This is a genomic window from Enterococcus gilvus ATCC BAA-350 (assembly GCF_000407545.1).
Lineage (GTDB): Bacteria > Bacillota > Bacilli > Lactobacillales > Enterococcaceae > Enterococcus_A > Enterococcus_A gilvus.
Genome location: NZ_ASWH01000001.1, coordinates 2,871,385 through 2,887,053, shown reverse-complemented (window position 1 = coordinate 2,887,053; position 15,669 = coordinate 2,871,385). Strand labels below are relative to the sequence as shown.

General features: G+C 39.4%; 18 protein-coding genes. 15 read left to right on the top strand and 3 right to left on the bottom strand.

Annotated features, from left to right (window positions below; translation table 11 throughout):
• Positions 1–173: 173 nt before the first annotated feature.
• Positions 174–401 (bottom strand): helix-turn-helix domain-containing protein, encoded by a 228-nt coding sequence (locus I592_RS14335; protein ID WP_010779501.1) that lies wholly within the window; start codon positions 399–401, stop codon positions 174–176.
• Between the two features lie 124 nt (positions 402–525).
• Between I592_RS14335 and I592_RS14330 the strand changes: the two genes are divergently transcribed.
• The 5 genes from I592_RS14330 to I592_RS14310 all read left to right on the top strand — a co-directional run bounded on the left by I592_RS14330 (position 526) and on the right by I592_RS14310 (position 5,364).
• Entirely contained in the window at positions 526–1,170 is a 645-nt protein-coding gene (locus I592_RS14330; protein ID WP_010779502.1) for a DUF308 domain-containing protein, read from the top strand.
• 20 nt (positions 1,171–1,190) lie between these two features.
• Positions 1,191–2,477: a DUF4767 domain-containing protein gene (locus I592_RS21840; RefSeq protein WP_010779503.1), complete on the top strand. Its 1,287-nt coding sequence runs from the start codon at positions 1,191–1,193 to the stop codon at positions 2,475–2,477.
• A gap of 23 nt (positions 2,478–2,500) precedes the next feature.
• Positions 2,501–3,031: a hypothetical protein gene (locus I592_RS14320; RefSeq protein ID WP_010779504.1), complete on the top strand. Its 531-nt coding sequence runs from the start codon at positions 2,501–2,503 to the stop codon at positions 3,029–3,031.
• Positions 3,032–3,440: 409 nt separating this feature from the next.
• The gene (locus I592_RS14315; RefSeq protein WP_010779505.1) at positions 3,441–4,799 is read left to right on the top strand and encodes an AAA family ATPase; all 1,359 of its coding nucleotides are present in this window, start codon (positions 3,441–3,443) and stop codon (positions 4,797–4,799) included.
• Entirely contained in the window at positions 4,789–5,364 is a 576-nt protein-coding gene (locus I592_RS14310; RefSeq protein ID WP_010779506.1) for a hypothetical protein, read from the top strand. Before I592_RS14315 ends, I592_RS14310 begins: the two co-directional genes overlap by 11 nt.
• A gap of 172 nt (positions 5,365–5,536) precedes the next feature.
• On the opposite strand, the gene guaA is transcribed toward I592_RS14310, so the two are convergent.
• Together guaA and coaA are read right to left on the bottom strand one after the other, a co-directional pair.
• Positions 5,537–7,105 carry a glutamine-hydrolyzing GMP synthase gene (gene guaA, locus I592_RS14305; RefSeq protein ID WP_010779507.1) on the bottom strand — a complete coding sequence of 523 codons (1,569 nt, stop codon included), beginning with the start codon at positions 7,103–7,105 and terminating at the stop codon, positions 5,537–5,539.
• A gap of 60 nt (positions 7,106–7,165) precedes the next feature.
• A complete protein-coding gene (gene coaA / locus I592_RS14300; protein WP_010779508.1) occupies positions 7,166–8,089 on the bottom strand; it encodes a type I pantothenate kinase in 924 nt (307 codons plus the stop codon).
• Between the two features lie 354 nt (positions 8,090–8,443).
• Between coaA and I592_RS14295 the strand changes: the two genes are divergently transcribed.
• The 10 genes from I592_RS14295 to I592_RS14250 all read left to right on the top strand — a co-directional run bounded on the left by I592_RS14295 (position 8,444) and on the right by I592_RS14250 (position 15,648).
• Complete coding sequence (locus I592_RS14295; protein WP_044926329.1) at positions 8,444–9,061, top strand: GrpB family protein; 618 nt, start codon at positions 8,444–8,446, stop codon at positions 9,059–9,061.
• A 54-nt stretch (positions 9,062–9,115) separates the two neighbouring features.
• The gene (locus I592_RS14290; RefSeq protein ID WP_010779510.1) at positions 9,116–9,697 is read left to right on the top strand and encodes an SGNH/GDSL hydrolase family protein; all 582 of its coding nucleotides are present in this window, start codon (positions 9,116–9,118) and stop codon (positions 9,695–9,697) included.
• Between the two features lie 4 nt (positions 9,698–9,701).
• On the top strand, positions 9,702–10,301 hold the full coding sequence (locus I592_RS14285; RefSeq protein ID WP_010779511.1) for a class I SAM-dependent methyltransferase: 600 nt from the start codon (positions 9,702–9,704) through the stop codon (positions 10,299–10,301).
• A 139-nt stretch (positions 10,302–10,440) separates the two neighbouring features.
• Positions 10,441–11,388, top strand: a complete 948-nt coding sequence (locus tag I592_RS14280) for a sugar-binding transcriptional regulator (RefSeq protein ID WP_010779512.1) — start codon at positions 10,441–10,443, stop codon at positions 11,386–11,388.
• A 33-nt stretch (positions 11,389–11,421) separates the two neighbouring features.
• Positions 11,422–12,288, top strand: coding sequence for a helix-turn-helix transcriptional regulator (locus tag I592_RS14275; protein ID WP_010779513.1), 867 nt, complete (start codon positions 11,422–11,424; stop codon positions 12,286–12,288).
• Positions 12,289–12,344: 56 nt separating this feature from the next.
• Positions 12,345–12,818, top strand: a complete 474-nt coding sequence (locus I592_RS14270) for a GyrI-like domain-containing protein (protein ID WP_010779514.1) — start codon at positions 12,345–12,347, stop codon at positions 12,816–12,818.
• A gap of 179 nt (positions 12,819–12,997) precedes the next feature.
• Positions 12,998–13,798 (top strand): SDR family oxidoreductase, encoded by an 801-nt coding sequence (locus tag I592_RS14265; RefSeq protein WP_010779515.1) that lies wholly within the window; start codon positions 12,998–13,000, stop codon positions 13,796–13,798.
• Positions 13,799–13,903: 105 nt separating this feature from the next.
• Entirely contained in the window at positions 13,904–14,317 is a 414-nt protein-coding gene (locus I592_RS14260; protein WP_010779516.1) for a PTS sugar transporter subunit IIA, read from the top strand.
• Position 14,318: 1 nt separating this feature from the next.
• Positions 14,319–14,807 carry a mannose/fructose/sorbose PTS transporter subunit IIB gene (locus tag I592_RS14255; protein WP_010779517.1) on the top strand — a complete coding sequence of 163 codons (489 nt, stop codon included), beginning with the start codon at positions 14,319–14,321 and terminating at the stop codon, positions 14,805–14,807.
• Between the two features lie 28 nt (positions 14,808–14,835).
• On the top strand, positions 14,836–15,648 hold the full coding sequence (locus I592_RS14250; protein ID WP_010779518.1) for a PTS mannose/fructose/sorbose transporter subunit IIC: 813 nt from the start codon (positions 14,836–14,838) through the stop codon (positions 15,646–15,648).
• The last annotated feature ends 21 nt before the right edge of the window (positions 15,649–15,669 follow it).

Genomic DNA, 15,669 nt, shown 5'->3' with positions numbered 1-15,669 from the left:
TTGCATTCCATTTCTTGCCTCTTTAATAACATCATATATTCTAAGGTTTTAACCTTATCTTTGGATGATAAGGAGCGATACAAAGCGTTGAAATAGTCATCTGCTATTTTCTGTTTGCCTATCAATAAAATGGCTTAGAGGGACTCCCAGAGCCTCCCAGAGCCTCTCAGAGTCTAAATGTTATCGATTTTAGGTACAATTTTTAAGATTAAACCAATGTCATCAATATCTAAAGATTCGGCAATTCTTTCAATATGAGGCAAATATATTCTTTCATGTTTATTATTTGCCAGTTTATTAATAATAGAAGGTTCTATATCAGATAGTCTAGCAAGTTCTCGAAGAGATATATTTCTTTCTGCAACAAGTTTTTTTAGTTGAACTTCTACTTTTCTTTCCACAGATGTCACCTCAACACGTTGATATAAAAACAATGCTATAGTATAATTTGTATATATGTGGTGTTTTCGAAGACACCATCCGTTGAATTTTTTAGACATATCTTTGGTATAGGAGGAATGTAAAGTGATTTTTGTATTAAAATTATTTGGGGCTATTGTTATTATTTTAGGATTGACAAAACTATATGATGTTGTAAAAAATAAGCAAAAAGGTAATAAAAGTCCTAAGAAATTTGTCTTTGGTATCGTATTAGTTATAATTGGTATTGCAATTTTTCCGAGCTGGTCAAATAGTTCAATTGATGCTGAAAAGTGGGCTCACAGTGAGTTTAGGGAAGTCTATTGGAACTCTGTAAATACTATAAAAGATACCGATTCTCAAATTGATGAGATAGTTTTCTATTTGGAATCAGATTCGCAACAATTAACAAAAAATGCCTTTGATAACTTAGGGATAGAGTATAAAGATAAAAGTCCAGAGGAAATAAAAGAAGTATTAAATAGAGCTGAACGAAAGATTAAAGATGCTAATAAAATGATTAATGATTACAAAGTTCCTTGGTATCTGAGTAACAACATATATAAAGATGGGAATAAGATAATGGCATTGCAATCAAAGCAACTTGATTTGTTACAAGAGAAAGTTCAAGGGTACAAAAAGAAAGGTGGAAAATTTTCTGAGAAAGCTTGGGATATCCGAACTAAGTTAGACAAATTAGAAGAGGAAACCAATGGTATTTTAGAGGAAAATAATTTATTATACTATTGATTAGGTTGAGGAGTGAAACCATGAAAAAATTTTTATTAACTAGTTTTTTGTTAGTGAGTATACTATTTATCATTGCAGGATGTAATAAAAATAGTTCTACAAATCAATCTAACAATTTAAATGAAAATAAACTAGAATCTAGTAATACATTAATGGACAAAAATAAAGCCCCATCAACTAAAGAAAGTGAGAATTTAAAAGAGATTAGACAAAGCTTATGGAGTAATAGCAAAGATAATGAACTCAAGTCATTCATGAATACTTGGGGACAAACCATGAATCAGACGTATAAACAGTACAGTCCGAATAATAATGTTGATTTATACGGTTTACAACTCCCTGACTCAGTTCTGAATAACAATAAGTGGCAGGCGGTTATTGGTAACACGCCAATAGTTTTAAACTGGTCAGAAAGTGGTGAAGAAGAATCAGGTTATTCTTTAGTAGCTGTTTATTCGGATGCAGAGGCACAAGACCATTTATCGAAGCATGTTTATTTCTTTACCATTAATTCAGGAGTACCCAAAGTGTTAATAACTAGCCAGAATCAAGGGAATCCGAATAATTACTTATACTTTAAAGAAACAGAGAATAAAGAGCTTAGAGATGGTTTTAGTAATATTGTGAATAGTAGTGTAACTTTTGATGATGCTAAATCAAATTTTACCAAAGATGAGCAACTCAGCTACTTTATCAGTAACTATGATCAATTGCCTTATAAAGGTTATCTAACGACCGAAATTAATGGCAATGGTACAAGGATTACTTATTATGTTGATGAGTCTATTCCAAATGATAAGCAAGCTATATCAGAAGCAATTGAACATCTGAAAGCAATTAGCCTATCTGTTCAGCAGAAGGTGGGAGAGGGGATAACAGTAAGCTTAAAAGAGCCACTGGAAACGGAGTACACCCTTACCCTAATTGATGGACAACCAACTCAAGCTAATCATATCTTTGGTAGAATTATACAAGAAGTTTCAAATGGTGCTGATATTTCTAGATCTGAATCTTCTGATTTGATACCTAGCAAATTCAAAGGGAATTGGAGAATTAAGAATAGAGGGATTTCATTTATACTAGAAGACGATAACTCTAGGATGATATTTGGACATGATACGACAGAGCTTTCTAATCCCAGAATGGAAGGAGAATATTTAATTTTTGATAGTAATTTCAGAGTGAGTGGCTCTGCTCCAATTATTTATGTGTCCATCAAATTAACAGAAAGTAAAGTTGGTATAATTTCTTTTGAAAACGATAGGGGAGAGGTGGTTACTCACGATTTTCTTGAAAATGATAGATAATTGATAATATAAAAGGAGAAATTATGAAGTCAAATTTAAAAAAACTGATTGTATTTATTCTCACTATTTTTCTTGTGGGATGTTCAAATATTGGAGATAGAAAAAGTGAAGTAGTAAAAAAAGCAACTGAATCAAAAGTTAATGAATCATCTGAATTAAAAGAGAAGAATACTGAATACATGAGTGAAGAGTCCTATAATTCAAGTGCAGATAACCTAGAAAATAAAAATAGTGAACGTGTTATATATGAGGGAAGAACACTTTCAGAGCTTCCGATTATTTTCATTGGAAGATGGACACTAGAGAGAGAGGACAACACATATGTATTTGATTTAAAAACAGGAGAGTATTCGTTTTATGTGAATAACGAAAAATTTCCTTTTGAAAAGCCAAGGTCTATGGGACTAAGTTTAGTGTTTGATACTAATATGACATTTAATAAAAATGAATATGTGGATTCAATTTCATTAGAAACAGTCGACGGGAACAATGGATTGGTAACTTTTAACTACAGAGATGGATTTACTTCTACGTATGATATTTATAAAGAATAGCCCACCCCGTTGTTTTGTGACCGTACTAAGGGTACCCTTTAAATGAGCTACAGGGCTCACTTGGGGCACTCTTTTTTTTACTTTTGCAAAAGGTTAATAAGTTTTGAGACATGAAACGAAATGAAACACAGCTTTATAAACATTGATATACAAGGGTTTCTATGTTTCACATGCAGACGAAACGAAAAATAGTTTTTAGCTGAGAATCCTTAAAAAGTACTACATAGTTGTGGGAGTTATTGCAGATGAAACAGATCTACAAATATTTCATATAGTCTCGTTGTTATTTACTATTAAGATGGGAGTAAAATGACAGGAATTACCGTAAAGAATAATTTATAATACAATAGATTAGTCTTGTAATTAAGAGCTGATTGAAGTACAATTTGTATTAGAAAGGGTGATTAACATGTTTACAGAATTAGTTTTAGAAAATTTTAAGTCTTTTAATAGAATCTCTTTCGATATGACCAAATCATTGAATAATCCTAAGAATCTTTTAGCAATTTATGGTGAAAATGGGTCAGGAAAAAGTAGTATTATTGAAGCATTTGGTATACTAAGACTATCAGTGAATACCGTTGAATTTAGTAATGAGTTGAATAAATTTAACGCTCTGATGGAAAAAAAAGATACTTCTTTGTTAGATGATCAGGTAATATTTTCTGACTTTATTAAAGCTAATCAATTTTCAAATATTAAAAGAATAATAGGTGAAACAAAAACTATAGGTACAAAAAGTAATATGCAATTAGAGTATTCTTTTTTGTTACAAGGTAAACGAAAAGGCAAGTATATATTAACTTTTGATAATGAAAATACAATAGTTAAAGAGCAACTTGATTATACAATAAATGACAGAATTGGAAATGTTTATACTATCGAAAAAAATAATTTGAATGAAGTTAAGTCTCATTTGAATAAAAGTATATTTTTAACGTTAGATGTAAGAAAAGAATTGGAAATCAGGTTACAGAAGCTTTGGGGAAAACATTCGTTTATTTCTATATTTAAGGCAATGGAAGAGGAACTCAACGAATCTTACATTAACAAAAATATTAAGAATCGACTTAAAGAAGTTATTGGTTTCTTTTCACGTATTTCTGTTTCTACTGGATCTTATACAACCATTTCACAAGAAGCTTGTTTACTTTCTGAGTTTTCAAATGGTAGTGTAAAGTCTTCAGAAGAGAAAAAAATTGATAAAACAGAAAAAATTTTATATAAATATTTTTCTAGTTTGTATGTAGATATTAAAGATGTATTTTATAAAAAAATTACAATAAATGATGAGATTGAATATAAATTGTATTTGAAGAAGAGTATATATGGTAACCTCGTAGATGTGCCATTTAATCTTGAATCGAAAGGTACAAAGCAACTTTTAGAAATACTTCCATTCTTTTTAAATGTTGTTGATGGAGGCGTGTGTTTCATAGATGAAATTGATAACGGAATACATGATATATTGATGAACCATTTGTTAGATAGCCTTTCAGAGGATATTAATGGTCAATTAGTATTTACTACACATGATACACTTATGTTGAAAGAGCTACCAAAACAATCAGTATACTTTATAACAATTGATTATGAAGGAAATAAAAAAATAAAAAATCTTCGAGATTATGATAATACAACTTTATCGCAGAATAATAATTTTCAGAACCAGTATCTAAAAGGTGCTTTTGAAGGTATTCCTATACCTCTTGATATTGATTTTGAAGAAATTAATCAAATGATTCAGGAAAAAGCTTATGGGGAATAATACAAAAGCAATTATTATTGTTCATGGAAAAAGTGAGTTAACCATAGCTCAATTTATTAAGTCAAATCTGCGTTTACCTATAGAAATAGTCTCTAGGGATAAAGGGAGATCTAGTATACAGATTGGTTCATTGGATAATCTATTGACAGATTTTAGATTTAAAAATATAAAGAATTTTGTAAAAACTTTTTCTTCTGTTGAGTTTAATAAAAAAGAAATGATAAATTGTAAAATTTTCATGATAATGGATTTGGATGATGCAGATATTAGTGCGCAAGAGTCATACAAAAATAAAATTATGTTTAACAAATATTGGTTTAAAGAGTATATTGAACCTATATATAATAATAGAAATTTGGAAGATGTCTTAAAAGAGATGGGTTATCCATATGCAAAAACTAAATCAAAAAAGGGAGAGTACGTAACTGTTTTCCCTGTAGCGGATGCTCGTGGAGCTGATAGAAAACAAATAGAAGAATTTTGTGAAGCTTGTAAAAAATGCAAAAATACAAACATGGAGATACTATTGGAATACTGCTTACAGCAAACAGTCAAATATATATAGTTAAAGAGCTAGCCTTGTTCTAAGACTAGCTCTTTTATATTGCTCCCAATTTTAATGCCATTTAAAATGCCAAATGTTGATAACTATTGATGATGTTTGACATAAACATAAACTAAAAACAGAGTTACTATAGACTATTGATACCCCTTGATAATGCTTGGTTTTTTAAAAGTCATTCCCACTCTACAGTTGCAGGTGGCTTACTCGTAATATCATACACGATCCGGTTAACATGTGCGACTTCATTCACGATCCGAACAGAAATCTTTTGCAAGACATCCCATGGGATACGTGCGAAGTCGGCGGTCATACCGTCGATGGAAGTGACAGCGCGGATACCGACTGTGTAGTCGTAGGTACGGCCGTCGCCCATAACACCGACTGAGCGGATGCCTGGTAGGACAGTGAAGTATTGCCAGATGTCGCGGTCAAGACCGGCGTTGGCAATTTCTTCACGTAGGATCGCGTCTGATTCCCGTACGATCTCTAGTTTTTCTTCGGTGATTTCACCAAGGACGCGGATTCCTAGACCTGGTCCTGGGAATGGTTGGCGCCAAACGATGGAGTCAGGCATGCCAAGCTGTGTTCCTAATTCGCGAACTTCGTCTTTGAATAGGGTATTTAGTGGTTCGATCAATTCGAACTGCATGTCTTCTGGTAATCCACCTACATTATGGTGAGATTTGATTGTTTGCGCTGTTTCGGTACCAGATTCGATCACATCGGTATAAAGTGTGCCTTGGGCTAAGAAAGAGATGCCTTCTTGGCCAGCAAGTTTGGTTGCTTCGTCGTCGAATAGGTAAACGAATTCGTTCCCAATGATCTTACGTTTTTTCTCTGGATCAGAAACGCCGGCTAATTTATCTAGGAAACGGTCACGGGCATCGACTTTGATGATGTTTAGGCCGAATTTACCGCCGAGTGCTTCCATCACTTGTTCGCCTTCGTTTTTACGTAATAGACCGTGGTCTACGAAGATCGATGTTAATTGGTCGCCGATGGCTTTTTGTAAAAGCACACCTACGACAGATGAGTCTACGCCGCCCGATAGGCCTAGTAAGACTTTTTTGTCGCCGACTTGTTCACGGATTTTTGCGACTTGCATCTCGATGAAGTTATCCATGCTCCAGTCGCCTTTACATTGACACACATCTAGGGCAAAGTGACGTAACAATTCGTTGCCGTATTCTGAATGGCGCACTTCTGCGTGGAATTGGATGCCGTAGAAGTTGCGGTTAGTATCTTGGATCGCTGCGATCGGGCAGTCTTTGCTGGTGCCGACTTTTTCGAAGCCTTCTGGGACTTGAGTTACTAAGTCACCGTGGCTCATCCAAACAGTTTGTTCTTTTGGTGTGCCGGTAAATAGAACGGCATCATCAGAGATGACTTCTAAGGTTGCTTGACCGTATTCGCGGTTTTTCGCAGGTTCGACTTTTCCGCCTAAGTTGTACGTGATCAGCTGCATGCCGTAACAGATACCTAAAACGGGAATGCCTAGTTCAAAGATTTTTGGATCAATGGAGAAGGCTCCTTCGTCATAAACACTGTTAGGACCACCGGATAGGATGATTCCTTTTGGATTCATGGCTTTGACTTCTTCAGCAGTGATGCGGTGGCTCATAAGCTCTGAGAAAACACCGAATTCACGGATACGACGAGTGATTAATTGGTTGTACTGGCTACCATAGTCAAGTACGATGATTTTTTCTACGTTTGTCATTTCGGCAGAAACGTTTGTCACAATTATTACCCCTTTTCAAGTTTTATATATAAAAGAAAGCAAGCAAGCTTTCCTTATAAGCTAGTATTTACGCAAATAAATTTCATCAATAATATGATGCTTTGCCTTGTGCAAGATAATATCAGCTCGGCCTCTTGTTGGCAAGATGTACTCTTCTAAATTCTTCAAGTTCACATTTTTCCAAACGTCTTGGGCCATGGTCAACGCTTCTTGGCGATCCCCAATGGCATACTGATAATAGTAATTGTCAGGATCTTTAAAGGCGGTATCTAATAAGGATTCAAACCGTTCCAAGTACCAGCGTTCGATCATTTGCGGATCAGCATCGACAAACAGCGAAAGGTCAAAAAAATCGCTGACGTAGATTTGCTGGTTGGCAGGAAGCTGCAAGGTGTTGATACCTTCCACGATCAAGATATCTGGTGAATCGATGGTTTCAAATTCGCCTTCGACGATATCATAAACATCATGAGAATATTTTGGAATGGGAATGTTTTCTTTCCCCGACTTCACTTCATTCAATACATCGATCAGTTTCTCCATATCGTAGCTTTCAGGAAATCCTTTGCGATCCATGATTCCGCGTTCTTCTAAAACAGCGTTTGGATAGAGAAACCCATCAGTGGTGATCAATTGTACGTTTTGATGTTTGAACAAGCGGTCTAATAAGGTTTGCAATAAACGAGCGGTGGTGCTTTTTCCGACAGCCACACTACCAGCGATCCCGATGATAAATGGCGGCATTTTTACATAGCGGTGCAGAAACAACCCTTTGCTTAAGGTCAGTGATTCAAAATCCTTCATATATAGGTGGATCAGGTGACACAATGGCACATAAACATCCTCCACATCTTTCATGGAGATGCGGTCATTCAAACTTTTGATGCTATCCAACTCAGCTTGGGTCAACGGCGTATTTCCAGGTGTGTAGAAATCTTGCCATTCATTCCGGGCGATCCGGTAATAATTCCCTCTTTCGTTCATAGCAGCCTCCTTATTCATAGTAAGGTATTCATGCTGTTTATCATTCTGTAAATGGACCTCATTCATGGAGATAGAATTGCCGCCTGTCCTCCTCTAAAAGGAGACTCGGCAACGGAACGTGTAAACAGACATCCTTTGATAACTGCGCTTATTCTAACATAAAAAACGTAGTCAGAATTGCTCCAACTCCAAGAAATCCGAATATTTTCCCTTAAAAAAGAGCTATAGGTCATTCTATCCGAAAAAAACAGTAAAAAGCTATCAGAATGGTAGGAGTTTCATCATATTTTTAGTTGGGTGGGAGAAAATAATCGGGATATTAAGAAAATTAAAGGAGCAGCATAAAAAAAGTGTATGATAGAAGAAATAAAATCAAAGAAAGCGGTGAGGACTATAAAAGAGTTGTCAGATATGACGCTGGAAGAATTGTGGCAATTGTTCCCGATCGTTTTGGATGAACACGATCCGAAGTACGCAGAATGGTACGAGGAAGAAAAACGCAAGTTGCTGGAATTGTTCAGGGAGTTTGATGTCCAGCGGATCACGCACATCGGCAGTACGTCTGTAGAGGGATTGATCGCGAAGCCAATCGTAGATATATTGTTGGAATTTCCTGTGGATTATCCACTGCCACGCATCGCTGATTTGCTTGAGGCGGATGGCTGGACGGTGATGGCTAAGGACGCAGAAAACCAAACGCTGGATTTGAACAAGGGATACACACCTGCTGGGTTTGCGGAGAAGGTGTATCACCTGCATGTGAAAACGGTGGGGGACTGGGACGAATTGTATTTTCGTGATTATTTACAGGTACATCCAGAAATCGCAGAGCAGTATGGGGTGTTGAAGCAATCGTTAAAGGAAAGGTTTGAGCACGATCGGGATGCCTATACCGAGGCGAAAACGACATTTGTACAGAAATACAGCCAAAAGGCGAGAGACGAGTTCGGCCCGCGCTATTTGGCTGAATAATTTTCGTGTTTCATGCTATGATAGAACCGATACTAGCGCGAGGAGGACAACGTAATGAAAAAAATCGTTTTATTTGGCGATAGTTTATTGGCAGGTGTCATGAATGGTGAAACCAGTGATATTTTAGACACATATATCATTGATGAATTGACGGAGATGGGATTTCCAGGCTACTCCATCGTGAAATTAGAAAAACGAGGCGAGACTTCTTCAGATGGTTTGGCTCGAGTTGAAGAGGCTGTGGATGCTGAGGGTGATTTTGTTGTGATCTCGTTTGGGACCAATGATTCTTTGACACACGAGAATTCACTGGAAGCTTTTGGTGAAAATCTGAAAGAGATGATTGAATCCTTTGACGCGTCAAAAGTTATTTTATTGACGACTGGCTACATCAACACAGCGATTTATACTGCGGGAGACAACGAGCGGCAGCAACTTTTTGCGCAGATGGCAAAAATGGTGGCGGCAGAATCAGGCGTGAATGTGATTGACCTCTATCATCATATGACGGTTTATCCAAAACCCAATGAGTTCGTCCAATCCTATGACGGTCTTCATCCATCAGAAGAAGGCTATCATTTCTTAGGCGCACTGATTGCACGAGATATCAAAGAAATATTACTAGCAGAAGGGTAGAATTATGGCAAATCATTATTATTCTGAAAATCCTGAGACCGCACACGACCTGCATCAATGGTCTTTTGAATTAGCAGGGAAAAATTTTCAATTTGTAACAGACAGCGGGGTGTTCTCGCGTGATACAGTGGATTACGGCTCACGGGCGTTGATCGAACATTTTGACGCGAGTGAATTACCTGAAGGGACCTTGTTAGATGTCGGCTGCGGGTATGGCCCGATCGGGATGGCGTTGGCTTATCAGACGGGGCATCCCGTTGAGATGATCGATGTGAACAATCGAGCGGTGGAGCTGGCACAAGGCAATGCGAAGCGAAACGGCATTGAAGCGGATATTCATCAATCGAATATTTACGAGACGCTGCACCAAAAGGAATACGCGGCGATCATCAGTAATCCGCCGATCCGTGCAGGAAAGAAAGTCGTTCATCAAATATTAAGCGAGGCGGCACCTTTGTTAAAAGAAGGCGGTACGTTGACGATCGTCATTCAAAAAAAACAAGGGGCACCGAGTGCGAAAAGTAAGATGGAAGAGGTCTTCGGCAATGCGGAGATCGCAGCAAAAGACAAAGGGTACTATATTATTCGCAGCGTAAAAGAATAGAGAATGACTCTCCCGTTCGTTCAGCTTTTGAGCGAACGGGATTTTTCGTAATGGAAAAGGCTTGCAAGTTCGATAAAAGACACGCTATAATCACATTAACTCATGTTTTTCACAAATGTGATTTGAGAGGAGTGAGTCCGTGCAAAAAGAAGAAGATAAATTATTGGTTCGTATTGCTGAAATGTATTACCAAGAAGATAAAAATCAGAGTCAGATTTCTAAAGAGCTGAATATCCACCGCAGCACGATCAGCCGTCTGCTGAAGCGTTCTCGTAATGAAGGGATCGTCAACATCTCGATCAATTATGACAAGGCAGGAACGTATAGTATAGAAAAAGAGCTTCAAGAAAAATTTGGTCTGGAAAAAGCGATCATCGTCCAAGCGGGCACAGATCTGAGCCGCACGCAAAAGGATAAGTTATTGGCTCAAGGCGTAGGGGAATACATAACAGAGATCATTAAAGATGAGATGATCTTTGGGTTCTCATGGGGAGAGACGATGGCTGCTATCCCAGAAGGATTAGGTCAATACGATGCTGAGAATATTTTGTGTGTACCGATGATCGGCGGGCCCTCTGGACGCCTCATCAGTGATTTTCATGTCAATACGATCACGTATGAAGCATCGAAAAAATTGAATGGTCGTGCCTTGTTGATTGATTCGCCTGCTTTTCCTGAAACAGTCGCGTTGAAAAAGGCATTGATGGAAAACGAGTTCAACCAAGAGCTGATTGATTATTGGCGGAAGATCGATGTGGCGATTTTAGGGATCGGTTCTCCTACGTTAAAGGCGAGTGAAAGCTGGAAACAGTTCTATGGAGAAGATGTTTTGACGTATTTAGAAGGTAAAAAGGTAGTCGGGGATGTTGTTTCCCGCTTTTATAATATCGAAGGCGAACACATTGATAATACCTTAGATGACCGATTGATCGGGATCGACATCGCTGAATTAAAACGGGCACCGTATCGGATCGGTGTAGCAGAAGCAGTGGATAAAGCCGACGCGATCGCCAGTGCACTCAAAGGCCGCTACATCAATGTATTGGTCACGACAGAAGAAACGGCGCGGGAAGTATTGAAAAGATAGGGAAACCTGTCTTTTTCTATTTAAGGAGGAGCCATGCAAGTAATTCGATTGCTTCAAACGACCTTGATTTTATTGAGCCGCAAGCAAGTAACTGCAAAGGAATTGGCGGAACGTTTCCAAGTTTCAGTTCGAACGATCTATCGCGATGTGGATGCACTGAGTTTAGCGGGCGTGCCTGTGTATGCGAATAAAGGGCGCAACGGCGGGATTTTTCTGGATGACTCTTATCAGGTGAGCCACGCGTTGATTGAAAAAGAGGAGCAGGACGACTTGTTTTTAGCGCTGCATTTGCTGCAATCAGTAGGGTTGGCTGACACAGAAGAACTATTGAAAAAAATGGGGACAGTCTATGATTGGAGCGAGTGGCTGGAGGTCGATCTGAGTCAGACAGAAATTACCAGTCAGACATTCGAAAAAATCAGAGAAGCGTTATTCAATCATTGCGAGGTCGACTGTGTGTATCATACGGAATATGGGCAAACACGTTTGTTGTCTTTGGCGCCTAAACGTGTGCTGTATAAGTATCAGACCTGGTATTTGTTAGCCTTGGAATTGACGAAAAAAGAATGGATGCTCTTTCCCCTCAAACAAATCAAGCAAGTTGTTTTAAAGGAGCGGATCACTTACGACTTTCCTGAAGAAGTCGTAGTATTTCCCCGGTTATCTGTTCAATTGCGCTTCAGCAAGCGGATCGCCTATAAAAAGTATGCCGAGTTTGCGGATTTTGAGTGGCAGGATAACGTTGACAGCAGCTTTGATGCTGCCTTGGAGTTTGCGGAATTTGACGATCTGTATCGCTTTTTGATTCCATTAGGGAAAAATGTCGAAATTCTCGGACCAAGCTGGATTCGCGAAAAAGTCCTCAATCACGTCGCCGCTTTTTACGAGAATCATTTTTAATATGACATGTTCTGGCAACTTGATTCGATAAACTAAGAGAAAAGGAGGAGAGAAAGATGCACTTCGAACAAATCGTAAAACCAGAACAATGGATTCTTTCCCAAAGCTTCACCGTAAAAGTTGAGGAGATCCCACAGGTCATTGGCCCCACCTTTATGAAATTAGGTGGATTTATTCAGGAGCAAGGGATACAGATTCTAAGCACGCCCTTCGTGTCGTATAAGAACATGGACGAAAGCGGCGGAGTGGATGAAACAAGTGTCAAGATGGAAGTCGGATTTCCTGTCGCAGAGGAAGTGAAAAATGCTTCTACGATTGCCAGTGACAGCTATTTTCTACCGTCCTATAAGGCGCTGTCTTATTTGTATGTTGGAAGATACGAGGAGATGACCGATCCTTATTTCGCCATGCTGGATGAGATCAAGCGGATCGGCGGAAAATTTATCGGCACGTCGTATGAGTACTACCTTAGCGATGAGGAGATTCCAGCAGAGCAGCAAGAGACGATTATGGAATTGGTTTATGAATAAGCATGAAAGCCACTCGGATAAGTGTAAAGCTTATCCGTTTTTTTGTACTTTTTGGCACTTTTGTGATTTCGTTTTAAAAAAGTTGCAAAAAGTGATTGACAACGTTTTCTTTTGCCTTTACTATAAAGGTGCAACAAATGTTAAATTCAAATCACAAATGTTAAAAAGGGGCGTTCACGATGGATTGGTTAAATGTTCAGGGGAAAACAGTCGTTGTCACAGGAGGGTCATCTGGTATCGGAGCGGCCATTGTTAAAGAATTATGCGAATTGGGAATCAACGTGGTCAATGCTGATCTGCGAGAAGGTGCATTCACACATGAGAAATTGGTTTTTAGCCAAACGGATGTGACCTCTCCAGAATCAGTTGAAAAAACAATCGCTACTACCGTTGACAAATTTCAAACAATCGATGCAGTGGTTAATAATGCAGGAATCAACATCCCGGCACTATTGGTCGATGAGGAAATGACTGAAGACGGGAAATTTCAAATCAACGAGCACATTTTTAATAAGATGATTGCTATCAATCAAAAAGGGGTTTACTTGATGGGCCAAGCCGTTGGTCGAGTAATGGTGAATCAAGGCTACGGCGTCATCATCAATATGTCTTCAGAATGCGGACTAGAAGGGTCAGAGGGTCAAAGCGTATACGCGGCGACCAAAGCGGCGGTGAACAGCTTTACACGTTCATGGGCGAAAGAATTAGGTAAAAAGGGTGTTCGTGTCGTTGGTATCGCTCCGGGAATCATGGAAGAGACGGGGCTGCGCACGATCGAATACGAAACGGCATTGGCGTATACTCGAGGAATTTCGGTGGAGCAGCTGCGAGCGGGTTATACCAATACAAAGACGATCCCGCTAGGTCGCGACGGAAAATTGCGTGAAGTGGCTGACTTAGTCGCATACTTCATTTCTGGACGCTCAAGTTACGTGGACGGTGTGACGGTCAATGTTGCTGGAGGCAAGACAAGAGGGTAATCACTTTTGCTCCACTGAAACTAGCAATCGGTGGAGCAAAATGAAGAGTTAAAAAGTTGTTGGTGCAACGTTTCGCAGATCAGGAAAACGACTAAGGAGGGACATATGAACAAAGTAATTTTGGTAGCACACGGGAAGCTGGCCCACGAAATGAAAAATTCAGCAGAAATGATTTTTGGGGCATTGCCAGATTTTGAATCCGTGGAATTTTTGAAGGAAGAAGGGCTGGACACGATTCAGGAAAAAGTTTTTGCAGCGATGAAGGATCAGGAAGCGTCCTATCTAGTATTGACGGATTTATTTTGCGGCACGCCTTATAACGCCAGCTGCGCGGTGGCGATGAAGCATCCAGAGCGTGAGATCGAAGTCGTGTCGGGCATGTCGCTGCCGATCGTCTTGGAGGTAGCCAGTATGCTGGGAAGTCGTTTGCAGGATATTGTGAATCATGCTACAAGCATTCCTTGCGATACAGTGAAAGCGTTTAAGCAGCAATTGATTGAAGAAGAGGAGGATTTCTAAGATGAAGATCAACTTAGCACGAATTGACGATCGTTTGATCCATGGGCAGGTGGCAACGGTTTGGGCAAAGGAAGCAGGGGCAAAACGAATCATTGTGGTCAGTAAAGAAGTGGCGAATGATGACATTCGTAAAACATTGGTAAAGCAAGCAGCGCCTCCTGGAATCAAAGTAAATATCGTTGATCCGGAAAAGGCAATGAAGGTCTATCACAACCCAAAATATGCGAGCGAAACAGTCTTTTATTTATTCACGAACCCAATGGAAGTGTTGGAATTGGTCGAAATGAACGTGCCGATCACATCTATCAACATCGGAGGGATGCAATTCAAAACGGGACGCACGCAAATCACCAAAGCTGTCTCTGTTGATCAAACAGAAGCAGATGCATTTCGCAAGCTGGAGGCATCAGGTGTGGAGCTGGATTTACGGGTCGTGGCGACCGATCCAAAAGGTAATTTTGAAGAAAAACTGAAGGAAGCCGGATTTTAACTAGCGATAGTAAGAGGAGGACACAAAAATGGAATTATCAGCGTTACAGATTGTACTTATTTTTCTTTTTTCATGTGTGTGTGGGATGGGCAGTGTATTGGACGAATTTCAAACCCATCGGCCATTGATCGCCTGTACGATGGTGGGGTTGATCTTAGGCGATGTGACTACAGGCATCATCTTAGGCGGGACCTTGGAATTGATCGCATTAGGCTGGATGAATATCGGCGCGGCGCAATCACCAGATTCGGCGTTGGCAAGTGTCATCTCTACGATCTTGGTTGTGGTGGGCCAGCAGGACATTCAATCAGGGATCGCGATCGCATTACCTGTTGCGGCAGCCGGGCAAGTGCTGACGGACATCGCGCGGACGATCACGGTAGCCTTCCAGCATGCAGCGGATCGTGAAGCGGAAAAAGCGAATTTTAATAAAATCATCTTCCTGCATTTTAGTGCCTTATTCATCCAAGCTTTGCGGGTAGCGATCCCAGCCACGATCGTAGCAGCATTCGTTAGTGCGGAGATGGTCACGAATATGTTGAACATGATTCCAGATGTAATTACAGGCGGATTAGCGGTAGCCGGCGGATTTATCGTAGTAGTCGGATATGCGATGGTACTGAATATGATGAGCGTGGCGTACTTGATGCCATTCTTCTATCTTGGTTTTGTGATGGGCGGTTACTTAGAATTCAGTTTATTGGCTTTCGGGATCATTGGTTTGATCACAGCGTTAGTCTATGTGCAGCTAAATCCCAACTTTAAGAAAAATGAGGGTCAAGGCAATCAGATGGCGGCGGTCGTTGCTGGCGAATTGGCCGATGATGAATTAGAAAATTAAGGGGGCAGGAAAAATGGAAAA

Coding starts and splice junctions, on each gene's coding strand:
- I592_RS21840 (WP_010779503.1), top strand. CDS start 1,191: ATGAAAAAATTTTTATTAACTAGTTTTTTGTTAGTGAGTATACTATTT.
- I592_RS14320 (WP_010779504.1), top strand. CDS start 2,501: ATGAAGTCAAATTTAAAAAAACTGATTGTATTTATTCTCACTATTTTT.
- I592_RS14315 (WP_010779505.1), top strand. CDS start 3,441: ATGTTTACAGAATTAGTTTTAGAAAATTTTAAGTCTTTTAATAGAATC.
- I592_RS14310 (WP_010779506.1), top strand. CDS start 4,789: ATGGGGAATAATACAAAAGCAATTATTATTGTTCATGGAAAAAGTGAG.
- coaA (WP_010779508.1), bottom strand. CDS start 8,089: ATGAACGAAAGAGGGAATTATTACCGGATCGCCCGGAATGAATGGCAA.
- I592_RS14295 (WP_044926329.1), top strand. CDS start 8,444: ATGATAGAAGAAATAAAATCAAAGAAAGCGGTGAGGACTATAAAAGAG.
- I592_RS14290 (WP_010779510.1), top strand. CDS start 9,116: ATGAAAAAAATCGTTTTATTTGGCGATAGTTTATTGGCAGGTGTCATG.
- I592_RS14285 (WP_010779511.1), top strand. CDS start 9,702: ATGGCAAATCATTATTATTCTGAAAATCCTGAGACCGCACACGACCTG.
- I592_RS14275 (WP_010779513.1), top strand. CDS start 11,422: ATGCAAGTAATTCGATTGCTTCAAACGACCTTGATTTTATTGAGCCGC.
- I592_RS14270 (WP_010779514.1), top strand. CDS start 12,345: ATGCACTTCGAACAAATCGTAAAACCAGAACAATGGATTCTTTCCCAA.
- I592_RS14265 (WP_010779515.1), top strand. CDS start 12,998: ATGGATTGGTTAAATGTTCAGGGGAAAACAGTCGTTGTCACAGGAGGG.
- I592_RS14260 (WP_010779516.1), top strand. CDS start 13,904: ATGAACAAAGTAATTTTGGTAGCACACGGGAAGCTGGCCCACGAAATG.
- I592_RS14255 (WP_010779517.1), top strand. CDS start 14,319: ATGAAGATCAACTTAGCACGAATTGACGATCGTTTGATCCATGGGCAG.
- I592_RS14250 (WP_010779518.1), top strand. CDS start 14,836: ATGGAATTATCAGCGTTACAGATTGTACTTATTTTTCTTTTTTCATGT.